Source organism: Borrelia hermsii DAH, assembly GCF_023035675.1.
In the GTDB taxonomy this organism is placed as follows: domain Bacteria; phylum Spirochaetota; class Spirochaetia; order Borreliales; family Borreliaceae; genus Borrelia; species Borrelia hermsii.
The window spans coordinates 1-13,728 of the sequence record NZ_CP073138.1; the positions used below are offsets into that span (position 1 = coordinate 1).

The window sequence follows — 13,728 nt, forward strand, 5'->3', positions numbered from 1 at the left end:
ATGAGAAACCAACAAGCTAAAAAGCTTAAAATATATCAAAATAAACACCAGCACAAATTAATCGTTTTAATATCAACATTAAACTACATGAACTTCAAGCTTAAAAAATACACTCAAAGCGACATACTTTATTACTTTAATAACAATATGAAAAGAAATGGCCAAAAGCCTACTAAACTTAAAACACTACAAAGCTACCTTTATAAATTAGAAAAAGAATTTAAAGTCACAATGAATTATTACAGACATTTGGGTGTTAACATGGGAACTGAAATTTATTACAAACTTAAATACTCCAAGAAAGAATGTTACCGCATAATCAATAAACTCTTTAGAGACAAAAAAGGGAAAAAATTTCAAACTCGCGTTAAAGCAGGTATTAAAAAGACTTGCATTAAAAATGGGAGTGTAGAAAAATGGGAGTGTTATTATAATAATTATAATAATAAAAAAAAGAAGAAAGACATAAAAGAAATAGAAAAATTACAAATAGAAAAGTACGCCAAGAAATGCAATTTTAGATCAAACGCCTTCTACTCTATTTTGAATTTAAAACTAGAAAAAGATGCTACAATTGAAGTACTTAAGGTACTTAAAAGGACAGAAAACTTCATTGAAAAAACTAAACACAAGAAAAAGAGCAATATTAAGTTACAAGAAAACAAACTTGCGAGTAAGAGATTAGAATTAAATAGAATACTGGATGAGACAAGGATTAACTTAGAAAATGAAGGCTATAACAGTAAACAATTAGAAGCTCAAGTACAAAAGGTATATGAGCAATATCAAAACAAACCACACTTTATCATAGAGAATAATAAGTACAATGACTTAGAAAGGATAATAGGGAAGCTTAAAAAGTCAGTTGAACGTGTTGAAATAATCATAAAAGAAGATGAGAAAGAAATTAGGAATAACGTATTTAGCATACTTCTTGAACAATTAAGAAACAAGGTAGACACATCAGTTTTAGTACCAATACTGAAAGAATATTTAAACAAACAGAACAAATTGGAATATAACAAGGTATTTAATAACCATTATTACTACGAAATTTTAGAATTGGTAGAAGAACAAAAAAGCTGTTTAGAGAATACGGAGTTTAAACAAGTTGTTACTTGAGGATTTATTATGGATTGTGCATTGGAAAATGTAGAGAAGGAAAAAATAAAGTTAATACCAAAAGAAAAGAAACCTCTTTTTATCAAAATAGAGGAAGTTGAAGGTAGAAAAATATATCATACTAAAATCATGATGGATTTATACACATTCAAGACAAAAGACAATCGAAAACATAAATTTTTTATTGCATTCAGAGGATTATTTGATCAAAACAAGATAGAATATTTTCATTTATTTTCTATAAGAGAAGGAGACAAGTTTTTAGGTATTCGTTATGGATATAGAAAACCAATAAAAAATATTTTAACGAAGTATCAAGAAAATGGTATTACTAAGTCATATATTTTTTCAAAAGCATATTATATAGAGTTTAAATTTAAGAAAGGAAGTGTATTTTGCTATTTAAGAAGACTTGCTTATCTGCTTAGAAAAGATGTAACACATAAACAGTATTACAAAGCCTTAATTAACATGTTAATAGAATTGGAAAAACAAGTATATGAATTTTATGGGAAGAAATTATCAGAAGGGGGGCTTATAACGAAATGGATAGAAAAAAACCTAAAATAATAACGCTTGCATCGATTAAGGGTGGTGTTGGGAAAAGTACAAGTGCTATCATACTTGCAACCTTATTAGCAAAGGAGTACAAAGTGCTCTTAATAGATATGGACACACAAGCATCGACTACTAGTTATTTTTATGAAAAAGTAACAACCCAAAGCATAGATTTAAGAAAAAAAAACATATGTGAGGTTATAAAAAATAATTTGGATATAATTGAATCAATTGTTTATATTGGCAATAATTTAGATTTAATACCTAGTTATTTAACATTACATACTCTTAATGGAGAATTCTATTGTAGAAATAGACATAGTTTTATTGAACTCAAGCTAAGTAGAGAGCTAAAAAAGTTGAAGACAAACTACGATTATATATTGATTGATACTAATCCAAGCTTAGATTTTACATTAACGTGTGCTCTATGTGCCACTGATTACTTAATAGTTCCAATGACATCTGAAAAATGGACACTTGAAAGTTATGATTTGTTAGAATTTTTTATTAGAGAATTGAAGAGATTAATACCAATTTTCTTTATTATAACTAGATTTAAAAAAAATAATACTCATAAAGAGTTGTTGGAACATTTACAGTCCAGAAAAGGATTTTTGGGGCTTGTAAATGAACGAGAAGATTTGAATAGAAAAATTGCAAGGAATGATACTTTTGATTTGACTAAAGATTATATAGAAGAATATAAAAAGATATTGGACTCTTTATTCATAAAAATAGATAAAAGTGATATTAAAAAGTTTTAGTTTTATTAAAAAATTCCACTACTGGAAACTTAAATAAGTTAAGGAGATTTGCAAATGCAAGAAGAAAAAGATAAGAAAATATCAATTAATCCAAGAAATTTGGATAATGAGAAAAGTTCTATTTTAATGGTGGATAATAGTATTTTAGATGAAGAAAAAGAAAGATTTAATCTTTTAAAGATTAAGTTAAAGGATAATATAAAAGAAGATATTTCCAATAAAATAGAAACTATGTATATTTTGCAAGAGATAAAAGAAAAAGAATATTATAAATTAGACGGCTATAAAAATTTTGCTGAATTTTCAAAAGTATACAACTTGGCAAAATCACAAGCATATAATTATTTAAAGATAGCATCTGCTATTCAAGATGGTATCTTAGAAGAAAAATTTTTGGTTGAGAATGGGTTTAATCAAACATTAAACTTTATTAAAACCAAAGAAAGTAAAACAATTAAGAAATCAAGGCAAAATCCAGTAAAACCATTAAGATTTCAACTTAAAAGTCAAGAAGCCTATGATTTTTACAAGCGAAGTTCAAAGTTTACTAGTTTTATTTTAGAAGATATGTTTCTCAATGATAAAAAGTTTTTAGAGGATAAACTTTTAAAATATAAAAATACCAAAATATAAAAAATATGGATTAAATGTATTCTTGTCTTATTTGTAATTAAATAATTTGAAAAGGAGTAATTGTTAGGATATTGATAGTACATTGAATAAATAATTGGTATTTGTCATCATAGAATTGATATTCTTGAGAAAGTGATGTATCTTATTATTAAGTATTGTCGTTTAGACTCTGCTTATATTTGTGAACGATATTGGAGCCATTAGAGCTTAGTTAAGGATTCTATTAAGAGTGTTTAACTAAACTCTAATTTTTTTGTTCTTTTTTGTTTTTTAACTAATAAGCAAGCAATATATTAATATTACATGTATTTTTTTATCAAAAATTTTTGATAAAAAAAGTTTTTGTTATATTATTATATTTATAAAATCACAAATGTAATAAGGAGTTTACAAATGACAAATATAAAAGCAACAAAAACAAATGAGAAAATAGTAGAGGTAGGGATGGAGCAGCCAGGTTTGTATGATCAAAAAATGTTTGAAGGATTTGATTCATTTGCACATCAAAGTCAAGACCAGATTAATAAGAGACAAAAAAGTGTAAGTAAAATAAGCAGAATAGGACGCAAGCTATCAAGAATTGGCAAAACTGAATGTTTCAAGTTTAATAGCAAAGTTGATTTTAACATTCAAAGGAATTCATTAAAGCGTATAGGAGCAAGTGAAGTTGGGAGTATGTTTATTGGGGCTGAGAGTGTTTCAAAATTAATGCTTGATAGGGTCTTGAAATTATTAGGAAGAGAGATTTCATTTGAAGAGAACTTAAGCATGAGGAAAGGAAAGATACTTGAGAATTTAGGGTTTGATGAATTTGTACGTATGCACTCTGATGAGATTGCTGTTTTACATAAGAATAAATATGCAAATGGGATAGATAAGTATAATTACTTCAAGAAGTTTAAGGGACGGGATAATTTGGTTGGTTCAACAATTGATGGTTGGTTTGAAAACCAAGAAGGGGAAGCAGAGCTTTTAGAAATTAAATGCAGTGATAATATTTATTTAAAGAGTGCTGTAATTGAATACAATAAGAATGGTAACTTCTTAGAAAACAAATATTTTTTCAAGTATTACGTTCAAGTGCAAATACAACTTTTATGTACAGGTTTAAGTAAGGGGAATCTGTTTTTTCTAATAGGTAATGAAGCTATCAATTGTGTAATTGAGAGGGATGATAAGTTTATTAATGAAGTAATGTTTGATGTTTCAAGAATGGAAGCGGAAGTAAGTAGTATTTCTGAAGCTTTAAGAGCAAAGTATGATATTGAGAATATAGATTTAGATAGTTTAAGTGAACTAATTCAAGAAGGGATTGAGAGTAGTGAGATATACAAATATTTTTCAGAATCAGAGTATAAAGATGACTTTCTAGAATTTGTAAGATGTACTGACCTGGAGATTGATAAAGAGAAGGATAATCGCTTGAAAGGGTGTCTTAGTGAAATTAGTGCTTTGCAAACAGAGATAGAAGAAGCAGAAGAGATAGCTAAGAATAGACATACACAAGAGTTATATAAGACAACAAAACCTATGAAAGATAAACTTAAATCCCGAATAGATGAAATATTTGCAGAATTTTCATTAATGGAGCATGTAAATTATTGCTTTGAAGGTAATCTATTTTCTTTAGATACAACCAAGCGAGCTATTAAAGATAGATTCAAATCGTTAAGTGGCAATATCAGTTTTCTTGCTAGTAGTTTAGATTCAGTGCAGCAATGGTCTGATATTGCAACTCCCATTGTAAGTGCTTAAGGTGGTGGGGGCTTATGAGGATTAGCTTTATGGTAGTACTTTTACTAATGACTTATCAGGTTGTGAAGTTTTTATGTAAATTTAGCAAAAGAACTTTAGAAAAAATAATTTATGATTATTATTCAAGACAAGAATTTTTAGAGGATATGAGAAGACTTGATCATGATTTAAGACTCATGGAAATTATGAGTAGATTAAGGGATAAGGAGAGCTCTCATGTCTGATATTAATTCAGTAGTCTTATCAGGGCGTCTGACTAGAGACAGTGAAATTACTTACGTTAACAACAGCATTCCTATTTTGAAGTTTGGTTTAGCTAATAATAGGAGAATAAAAAGGAATAATGAATGGATAGATTATGCTCAATTTTTTGATTGTGTGCTTTTTGGGAGTAGAGCAGAAAGACTAATAGCATTTCTTTTAAAGGGGAAACAAGTTGTAGTTAATGGGTCTTTAAGGTATGAGAGTTGGGATGACAAGCGCACTGGTGATAAGAGAAGCAAGAGCAGCATTTTAGTGGATGAGATTCAAATACTAAGCCCATTACCTGCTTTAAGAGCAACTAATAAGGTTGATTCTGATGAAGGGTTTCATGAGGATATCCCTTTTTAGGAATGATATATTGCAATCAAAAATAATTGTAAGCTAAGGAGTTTTGAGTATGATCTATGCAAAAATTGAACTTGTAGAGAAGATGATGGACCAAAGAGATGAATTTGAAGAAGTTTTATTTAGCAAGGTAGTTGAGAAGGGAGCGGTAGTGCTTGTGAAACCTTACGATGAGGAATTTACTTGTTCATTAGCGAGGCATTATCTTGATATTTTTTTAAGGTTTTGCCTAAGGAATCCACATATTAAAGCTATATGTGGAATAACTAAGATTAAGGAAAAAAGTCTTTCTGTAAATAAGCATTTCAGGTCTTCTATGTTTGTGGACCTTATGTTAATTTTTTTTGAAGATTTATCGCTGTTTGAAGTTGAATTTCAAAGTATTAAATTTGATAGTAGAGGTTAAAGATTAAAGGTTAGAGGTTAAAGATGAAAATAACGCAAAATAATCCAAAGTTAATTTTAGAAATACGTCAGTGGGGATGTTACTTTTTATGTCTTCATTATTACATAGAACAATTTAAAAAATTGCAGTTTAGTATCAATGATATTAACAATAATTATCATAAATTTGTTGGTTTAGGATACATTAAAAGTAATTGTTATATTGTAAATCCATGCGGTATACTTCAAAATTTTGGCATTAAGACAAGTGTGCGTTGGATAAGTCATTCTTACAGATGCGCAAGTCATGAATTTGAGATAAGTGAAGTAAAAATCAAAGGTGTATCAGGATATCATTTTATAGCAACTAACGATTCCAGAGTGCTTTATGATTCACTTATGCTTAAGGAAAGAGGAGTTGAATATCAAATTACATCAAGGAGAGTGTTTAGGAAACATTGAAACTGCTAGCTAGAGAAGGAAATAAGTATCGTTATAGTAAGGGTATTATAAGTCTTTTTCCTAAGCATACTGCATATATTGAAGGATTTTTTGGAACAGGCGCAATCTTTTTTGCAAAACCATTAGCTTGTTACAATATACTCAATGATAATTCTCAGTTTATTTATAAGTTTTTTTATTATTTGCGACGCAATCCTGATGTTCTTTACAAGAAGGTAAGAGACGCAATTATTTATGACAGAATTATAAATGAAAATCAAGACAAGATAGAATATATGGTTTTAAGAAGTTTGTATTCTCTATATGGTTCATGTAACTTAACTATGAGGTTAGATAGAAGCAATTCTAAGAGATTATTTCTGGGTATGCTTAAGACTTATAAGTCTAGAGCAAAAGAGATGCTTGATTGTGCAATATTTACTTCGCGTGATATATTTGATTTTCTGGGTGCTCTACCTAAGCGTGATAAGATTGCTTCAACATTTGTATATCTTGATCCACCATATTCAATTTCACGTGGAAGTCTTGCTGATAATCGGGGGTGGAATTTAGATTCTCTTGAGAGGCTCATTGTAGAGATGAAGAGATATAATTGGCAATTTGCAATAAGTGAATTTGATGATTTAAGGGTTTTAGAACTTTTCTTGAAATATAATCTTAATGTTAATTATATAGCTCGTTCAACTGGCATTGCTAATACTTTTGGGCATACTAAACATGAAATACTTGCAACTTCATATAGAACCAGTAAATCAAGTATGAGTTGTAAAAATACTCGTTATATTCAACTTGAAATGTTTAAAGTGCAAGCGTGAATTTGTATTCTTAATTTGTTGTATAAAAAAAGACTCTACTTCTTTAAAATTTTTAGAGTCTTTTTTTATTTTAAAAATGAAATATTGGTTGAAACTTTCAGGATTTATATGTATTATACACTAAATAATTGACAAAAACTAGAGCTTAGCAAATAATTTATTGTTAGAAAAAATACCTAAGGATTGGTTCTTAGGTATTTATATTTGTACATATTTATATGCGGTAAAATGAATTTTGATAATAACTTTAGTAGAAGTATATAATAAATTAGCAAAAATTGTAAGTTATTTCAAGCTAGTTTTGATATCTTTGTAAGCATTAATTTTACTTGCAGGGGAGAGTCCATAAACATTATCAATCTCAGTAGTAGATGAGTATTTCATAAGTTCTTTAATTTCAAATGAGTTGTATCCTTTAGACTTTAGTGAGGCAATAAATATATTTCTACATATATGTAAAGATTTACGATACCTAAATCCTGCTTTAAGAAGCAATGATTTAAATTGTTTTGAAATCTTAATTATGCTAATTCTATTGTCACGGAATTTGTGTTTACTCTTTTGAAAAAGATAAGTACGCCTTTTGTCTTTTCCTTTGCTTGCAAAATGTTCTTGATGTATTTGCATAATAGCATCAAATTCAGACTCACTAATAACTACTTCTCTTATGCAGATACTACTTCTCTTTTTTGCTACATTAACACGAAGAGAATAGAATACTTCACCATCGCTGCTTGTTTCTTTTGATACATCAGATAGTCTTACATTTTGTATCTCAACACCTCTGCAACCAGTAATACTTAAGATATATACAAACCATCCAGAGATTGGGTTGATTTGTATAAGCTTTTTTATACATTTTTTTACTAGTTTGGTTGTTTTGTCATTTAGATAGAATCTTACAGGAGTGTTTTTTGATTGTTTTGAAGCTTTATTTTTACTCTTAAGTGTACTTTTAAGTTGTGACAATTCTTCATTGAGGCATTCATTTTGCTTTATTAGTTCATTTATAAAGTTAAGATTACTGTTAGTTAAGAGTTCCTTTTCATGCATTTTATTGTTAACTAAAGATTTTAAAAATATTTAAAATTAGTTACAAAAATGTTAGCAAATACTTGTATTGTAAGTCAATTCTAACATCGCTTCATTGTATATAAAATACCCCCTCTAAGGTACTTTATGTAAATAGAAAGGGTACTTTTTGATATGTTAGGTTAATATTTCTAGTATACTTTATCCTATCTTTAACAAATACTTGAAAATATCCTCTACATATACTCTATTTGTCTTTTTAGTGGATCTTCATTTTACAATGGTACGTATTGCTCTTTAAAATTTAACCTCTTTCTCTTTGTTAACCAATTGTTTACTTTTTATCTTCTTTTACCATTTTTGTAACCAGTTTAATTTATTTATCTTTACTATTTTTTCTAACAATCCCTATTCGTTTATTTTCCTTATTTGTTTTCTTTATCTTTGTTTGTGGCTTTACTCTTTTAAATCTTCCTTTCTTAAATATTATTTCTTAACTTTCATCTGTGATTATAAGAGGTGCTTTTAACCACCTGCATTACAAGTGCTTGATGCTTGTTCTTTAAACTTATCTAAGTTTTCACCATCATTAAGAGCGCCCTTTACTACTTGTTTAAAAGTGTTTTTTTGATCGCTAGCATTATTACCTGTACATTTTGCAAGTTCACTTTGTATGTGATCAAGGGCTTCCTTTATTTTAGATTCATCATGACTTAAAATTTTGTTGAAAATAGAATCATCACCTAAAGCATCTTTTAAGAAGTTTAAACCTTGTTTTTGACTATCATTTAGCTTTTCTTTTAACATTTCTTCAGGTGTTTTTTGTACTTCTGCTTGTTCTTCGTTTAATGCTCTTTTTCCTCTACTTTTGGGTGTAATATTTCCATTCTCATATTCACAACTACTAATTAGTAGCAATAAAACCAAAATAAAATTAATCGTTTTCATAACAAACCTCCTTATCTTTATGATTTTAAAAATATATCTCTATTTTTTCTTAAGGTATATGTACTTATAAGTCTTAATTGTTTTTGTAAAGTTGATTGTTTTGTTATAGAGTTTATATTGGTTTTTGTTAAGTTTTGTTAATTTAGACTAGGTTTAAAGAGATATGAGAAGAGCAAAGAAGTCATTTGATGATTATGTTGTGTATTTTAAAGAAGGCAGGCTTAATGACGCACAAATAGCAAAAGAGCTGGGAGTAAGTCGTGTTAATGTAGGAAAGATGAGACGCAAGTGGGAAGAGGTTAAGGATGACCCTGAATACGTTAAAGAAACTGCTAAGCTTACTATTCGTGAGGATACTTTAACTAATATTTTGATTCATGCTTCACAAAGTACAGCCCAAGCGCGTGATCTTAAAAGTCAGTTTAGTATGGCCAGAAGCATGTTGGGAATTGAATTTATAAATTCATTTAGTCGTTATTTAGAGTTGGAACTTAAAGCCCATAATCACGAGATAGAAGTATTAGAATCTAAGATTATAAGTCTTGATAATAAAATTAGGAATAATAATCTTTCGCATTCAGATGAAGAGAGTAAGAGGCTTGAAGAATTAAAACTTAAACTGGATGAACTTAAAAGGGAAAGAGAACTTAAGAAGATGTCACTTTATTATAAGACAATGCTTAAGCTTAAAGCTACTGATGTTGATGTGAGATCTAAATTTTAAATTTAAAGGTTAGGAAATGGATATATATAAACTACCTCTTTTTAAGGAAATGCAAAAAGAATACAAGCGTGAATTTGGTATTGATATAGCAGATTTAATTAAACTGAAAGCAACTGTTATTGATTTTAGAGGGTTTGAAAAGACATATCTAACTAAGAAACAATGTGAGGTTTTAAAATTAATTGAGAATAATAATCAAAGTAAAATTATCCTGTCAGGTGGTATTGCCAGTGGTAAAACATTCTTGGCTTGCTATTTATATCTAAAGATGCTCATTAAGAATAGACATTTTTATAAACAGGATACCAATAATTTTATATTAGGTAATTCCCAAAAATCATTAGAGATTAATGTTTTAGGGCAGTTTGAAAAGATTGCTAGCATGCTAAGAGTACCCTTTACGCCAAAGTTTTCTAATACATCATATTTTGAAATAGACTCCTTAAGAGTCAATCTATATGGTGGAGATAAGGCAAGTGATTTTGAAAGGTTTAGAGGAAGTAATTCCGCTCTTATTTACGTTAATGAAGCAACTACACTGCATAAGGAAACGCTAATAGAATGTTTAAAGAGACTTAGAGTAGGTATGGAAACTATTATATTTGATACAAATCCAGACAGTCCAGAACATTTTTTTAAAACTGATTACATTGATAACAAGAAAACTTATGCTACATATAACTTTACAACATATGATAATGAACTAATATCAAAAGAATTTATTAAAACCCAAGAAGAGATTTACAGGGACATGCCAACATATAAAGCAAGGGTACTCTTAGGAGAATGGGTTGCCTCATACGATTCGATATTTACCAATATTAATCTTACAAGTAATCATGAATTTAAGGCACCAATAGCATATTTAGATCCTGCATACAGTATTGGAGGTGATAATACTGCGCTTTGTGTTTTAGAAAGAGTAGATCAAAAGTATTATGCATTTATATTTCAAGAAAAGTTACCAGTCAGTGACCCTAGGGTATTAAATACAATTAAAACTATTTTAACAAACCTTAATGTACATACACTATATGTTGAAGATAGGGATGATACTTCTGGGCATGGGAATGTGACTAAAACTTTTCTTAAACTTAGAGCAGGTATGAATCATGAGTTTAGAATTGCGCCAATTAAACCTATAAGTAATAAATTTACTAGAATTGCTACGTTAATAGGACCATTTGCAAGTTCTAACTTAAGTATTATGTACTATTCAAGCAAGTCAGCTATATCTGATATTTATAAGTACAAAGGAGATGGAAAGAGTGCTGATGATTCATTAGATAGCCTATCAGCAGCATATATGTTGTTGACTTTGGGTATACGTTCTCTTAAAGCACATTTTACTAAAAGAAGGTTCCTATAACATGTAAAATATTATATAATAATTAAATAAGGAGATTTTATGGGACTTGCACAACCAGTAATTACACAACAAATGGTTATAGCAGAACTTACCAAAGCCGGGATAAATAGAGAGATTGCTATTGATCTGTCTTACAGATATTATCGCAATGAGCTTACTTATAAAGATATTGAGTATTTAGAGACTACTTTTAACCTTAAGCTTGAAAAGCTTGAGGCAAGCTTAAAATCTGATATTAGAGACCTTGATAATAAGATTGATACTGTTGAGAATAATCTTAACATTAAGATTGATAACGTTAGAAATGAATTAAAATCTGACATTAAAGACCTTGATAATAAAATTGATAACGTTAGAAATGAATTAAAATCTGATATTAAAGACCTTGATAATAAGATTGATACTGTTGAGAATAATCTAAATGTAAAGATTGATACTAAATTCAATGAACTAGATAACAAAATTGATGTTAACAAAATGGAACTTAAGAGTACATTAAGACTACATAATTGGATGTTTGGGACTCTTATCACCCTTAATATAGGAATATTTTTAGCATTAATATCGCTATTAGTAAAGTAAATTTATTTAACTAGCCCCTTATTTAATTGACTTTCTGTCAATTATTTTTTTCCGTCATTTTTTTACAAAAATTATTTAATTTTTTGTTAGAAATAATTAGCAAAAATTAAATATTGCATTATACTTGCTATCGTTAAAGGCTAAAGAAGTCATGAGTTTAAATTTTAATATTAATTCAAGAGATTTATATAAATATTCGATATTTTTTAGAAACTATATCAAGAATGTAGCAGAAGATGTCTTAAAGAATGGGATACTTTTGCAAAGTATTTCCAAATCTAAGTTTAATGATGAGTTGGACGTTTTAAAGATAGAACTTAAGGCAGCATTACTACAGTGTATTATCAGTTACAGATTCAATGGAGCAGGATACATCTTAGTTAAGACAAATGATGAATTTAGTCATTTAAGTGAGTCTGTTAACTTAGAGTTGCCTATAGGATTTATGTATCTTGATTACTCTAGGGTATATGATGCGGGGCCTGGTTCTAATTGCATAACTTATTATGCAAGAGGAGAAGATGCTTTTGATAACCTTGAACTCTCTTCCTTAGAGATACACAAGAGTCGCTTGCTTATATATGAGAACTATGATTATGTCTTAGGTTCTCACAGTCCATGCTATAGCGCAAGCTTTTTACTTAATGTATACCTGCTTGAGAAAATATACTCTGAGATAGAGAAGCGAATAGAAAATAATAATTTTTTGTTTTACAAAGATGAATCTCTCTCACATATTAAAGATGCCCTCTCAACAGATTCTGTTACTTTAGAACTTGCAAAGAAGAGAAGTAGTGATAAGAATAGTTTTTTTAAAGATTTTTTTACTGGTTTTATATCCAAAGAGGATGGAGATGTCTCATCACTTAGCAGAGCTAATGATGAACTGATGAGGGAACTTGAGAGACTTAAATCTAAGCTAGACAATGATGGAATTTTTTACAGCTGTGAACCAAATGCATCATTAGAGGTTATCAAGTATGACCTTTCATATTTAAAGGAGGCATTATCATTAGTAAAAGCAAAGATAGGTGCTGACACAAAAGAACCACTAACAAGGAGCTTTAATGAACAAGTTAAGGGACTTGGAAGTGATGGAAAGGGGGACAGATCTAATTATTATGATTTTCTAAAAGGTACGCAAGACCAAATTGAAGTTGCGGTTAATAATAAGCTTGTTAAGTATTTTGGTCTTAAGATGCATTTTGGCTCACTTGTGATGCTTAGTGAACCTGAGAAGATTGAGAGAGACATGAGATTACTTGAGATATATGAAAGATATTCATCTGTAATATCAAATCCGAATTTGAGTTTAGATGAAAAGATGAAACTAAAAGAAAATTTATTTACAAAATTAGGAGATTAATATGCAAGTAGAAGAACAAACTAATGATTCTGTTGAGATTACAAGTACTGGTGTAGCAGTAGACAAGACACCTGATGTTGTTAGTATAAGTGCTTCTGAATATGAAGAGTATAGGAAATACAAAGATAGACTAAGTCTTGAGAGTAAAGGTGGGCATAAGTCTTTTATCAATGAGATTGATACACTTGCAAGTAAATACTTAAGTAATCATTTCAATAAGGAAGCGTTGCTTTCTAAAGGATATTCACTTGATGAGATACTCTTAGCGCAAAGTCGGGAGCTTATTCGCAAATATGTCTCTCCTGAACAGATAAAGGCTATAGCTAAGGTTGAATCAACAGAACATATTGAAGGGCATATATTAGAACAGCTTTTAGATTTGGCAAAAGTGCATATAAAGCAGAGGCAAAATAATGAGAATATCCGTACTGCTTCAAGATTAGAGAATAACGGTGTTAAGTTTAAAGAGCAAATATCAATATCAAATTCAAATTTCAGACCAATTAATCGCACTGAGCTAACAGAAGGTATGATACAGTTTTACATCAATCAACAAAAGCAGAATTCCAAAAGAATAATTAAACGCAGTGCTTAAAGGAAGG

The 13,728-nt window shown here is 29.1% G+C and carries 17 protein-coding genes; 15 read left to right on the forward strand and 2 right to left on the reverse strand.

Annotated features, from left to right (window positions below):
- The 10 genes from bhDAH_RS04565 (at window position 1) to bhDAH_RS04610 (ending at window position 7,105) form a co-directional block, all read left to right on the forward strand.
- Window positions 1–1,122, forward strand: a complete 1,122-nt coding sequence (locus tag bhDAH_RS04565) for a plasmid maintenance protein (RefSeq protein WP_062706372.1) — start codon at window positions 1–3, stop codon at window positions 1,120–1,122.
- Window positions 1,123–1,131: 9 nt separating this feature from the next.
- A complete protein-coding gene (locus tag bhDAH_RS04570; protein WP_025407110.1) occupies window positions 1,132–1,692 on the forward strand; it encodes a DUF226 domain-containing protein in 561 nt (186 codons plus the stop codon).
- The gene (locus bhDAH_RS04575) at window positions 1,668–2,447 is read left to right on the forward strand and encodes a ParA family protein (protein WP_062706374.1); all 780 of its coding nucleotides are present in this window, start codon (window positions 1,668–1,670) and stop codon (window positions 2,445–2,447) included. Before bhDAH_RS04570 ends, bhDAH_RS04575 begins: the two co-directional genes overlap by 25 nt.
- A 54-nt stretch (window positions 2,448–2,501) precedes the next feature.
- Window positions 2,502–3,080: a chromosome replication/partitioning protein gene (locus bhDAH_RS04580; RefSeq protein ID WP_062706377.1), complete on the forward strand. Its 579-nt coding sequence runs from the start codon at window positions 2,502–2,504 to the stop codon at window positions 3,078–3,080.
- Between the two features lie 393 nt (window positions 3,081–3,473).
- Window positions 3,474–4,835 (forward strand): DUF244 domain-containing protein, encoded by a 1,362-nt coding sequence (locus bhDAH_RS04585; RefSeq protein ID WP_247098880.1) that lies wholly within the window; start codon window positions 3,474–3,476, stop codon window positions 4,833–4,835.
- 29 nt (window positions 4,836–4,864) lie between these two features.
- Entirely contained in the window at window positions 4,865–5,059 is a 195-nt protein-coding gene (locus tag bhDAH_RS04590) for a hypothetical protein (protein WP_062706341.1), read from the forward strand.
- Window positions 5,052–5,447 (forward strand): single-stranded DNA-binding protein, encoded by a 396-nt coding sequence (locus tag bhDAH_RS04595; protein WP_062706345.1) that lies wholly within the window; start codon window positions 5,052–5,054, stop codon window positions 5,445–5,447. The genes bhDAH_RS04590 and bhDAH_RS04595 overlap by 8 nt, the downstream gene beginning before the upstream one ends.
- A gap of 49 nt (window positions 5,448–5,496) precedes the next feature.
- Entirely contained in the window at window positions 5,497–5,850 is a 354-nt protein-coding gene (locus tag bhDAH_RS04600; RefSeq protein WP_247098881.1) for a hypothetical protein, read from the forward strand.
- A gap of 23 nt (window positions 5,851–5,873) precedes the next feature.
- Window positions 5,874–6,290: a DUF261 domain-containing protein gene (locus bhDAH_RS04605; RefSeq protein WP_247098882.1), complete on the forward strand. Its 417-nt coding sequence runs from the start codon at window positions 5,874–5,876 to the stop codon at window positions 6,288–6,290.
- Entirely contained in the window at window positions 6,287–7,105 is an 819-nt protein-coding gene (locus bhDAH_RS04610; RefSeq protein ID WP_032489656.1) for a DNA adenine methylase, read from the forward strand. Before bhDAH_RS04605 ends, bhDAH_RS04610 begins: the two co-directional genes overlap by 4 nt.
- 285 nt (window positions 7,106–7,390) lie before the next feature.
- Here the strand turns inward: bhDAH_RS04610 and bhDAH_RS04615 are convergent, their stop codons facing one another.
- Together bhDAH_RS04615 and bhDAH_RS04620 are read right to left on the reverse strand one after the other, a co-directional pair.
- Window positions 7,391–8,158 (reverse strand): tyrosine-type recombinase/integrase, encoded by a 768-nt coding sequence (locus tag bhDAH_RS04615; RefSeq protein ID WP_062706351.1) that lies wholly within the window; start codon window positions 8,156–8,158, stop codon window positions 7,391–7,393.
- Between the two features lie 504 nt (window positions 8,159–8,662).
- Window positions 8,663–9,085, reverse strand: a complete 423-nt coding sequence (locus bhDAH_RS04620; RefSeq protein ID WP_025407087.1) for an Mlp family lipoprotein — start codon at window positions 9,083–9,085, stop codon at window positions 8,663–8,665.
- Window positions 9,086–9,248: 163 nt separating this feature from the next.
- Here bhDAH_RS04620 and bhDAH_RS04625 point away from each other — a divergent pair, with 163 nt between their 5' ends.
- The 5 genes from bhDAH_RS04625 (at window position 9,249) to bhDAH_RS04645 (ending at window position 13,721) form a co-directional block, all read left to right on the forward strand.
- On the forward strand, window positions 9,249–9,809 hold the full coding sequence (locus tag bhDAH_RS04625) for a DUF603 domain-containing protein (RefSeq protein ID WP_032489659.1): 561 nt from the start codon (window positions 9,249–9,251) through the stop codon (window positions 9,807–9,809).
- A gap of 16 nt (window positions 9,810–9,825) precedes the next feature.
- Window positions 9,826–11,178 carry a PBSX family phage terminase large subunit gene (locus tag bhDAH_RS04630; RefSeq protein ID WP_247098883.1) on the forward strand — a complete coding sequence of 451 codons (1,353 nt, stop codon included), beginning with the start codon at window positions 9,826–9,828 and terminating at the stop codon, window positions 11,176–11,178.
- A gap of 39 nt (window positions 11,179–11,217) precedes the next feature.
- Complete coding sequence (gene bdr / locus bhDAH_RS04635) at window positions 11,218–11,760, forward strand: Bdr family repetitive protein (protein ID WP_247098884.1); 543 nt, start codon at window positions 11,218–11,220, stop codon at window positions 11,758–11,760.
- A gap of 151 nt (window positions 11,761–11,911) precedes the next feature.
- Window positions 11,912–13,126 carry an anti-CBASS protein Acb1 family protein gene (locus bhDAH_RS04640; RefSeq protein ID WP_032489662.1) on the forward strand — a complete coding sequence of 405 codons (1,215 nt, stop codon included), beginning with the start codon at window positions 11,912–11,914 and terminating at the stop codon, window positions 13,124–13,126.
- A 1-nt stretch (window position 13,127) separates the two neighbouring features.
- Entirely contained in the window at window positions 13,128–13,721 is a 594-nt protein-coding gene (locus tag bhDAH_RS04645) for a DUF1357 family protein (RefSeq protein WP_247098885.1), read from the forward strand.
- The last annotated feature ends 7 nt before the right edge of the window (window positions 13,722–13,728 follow it).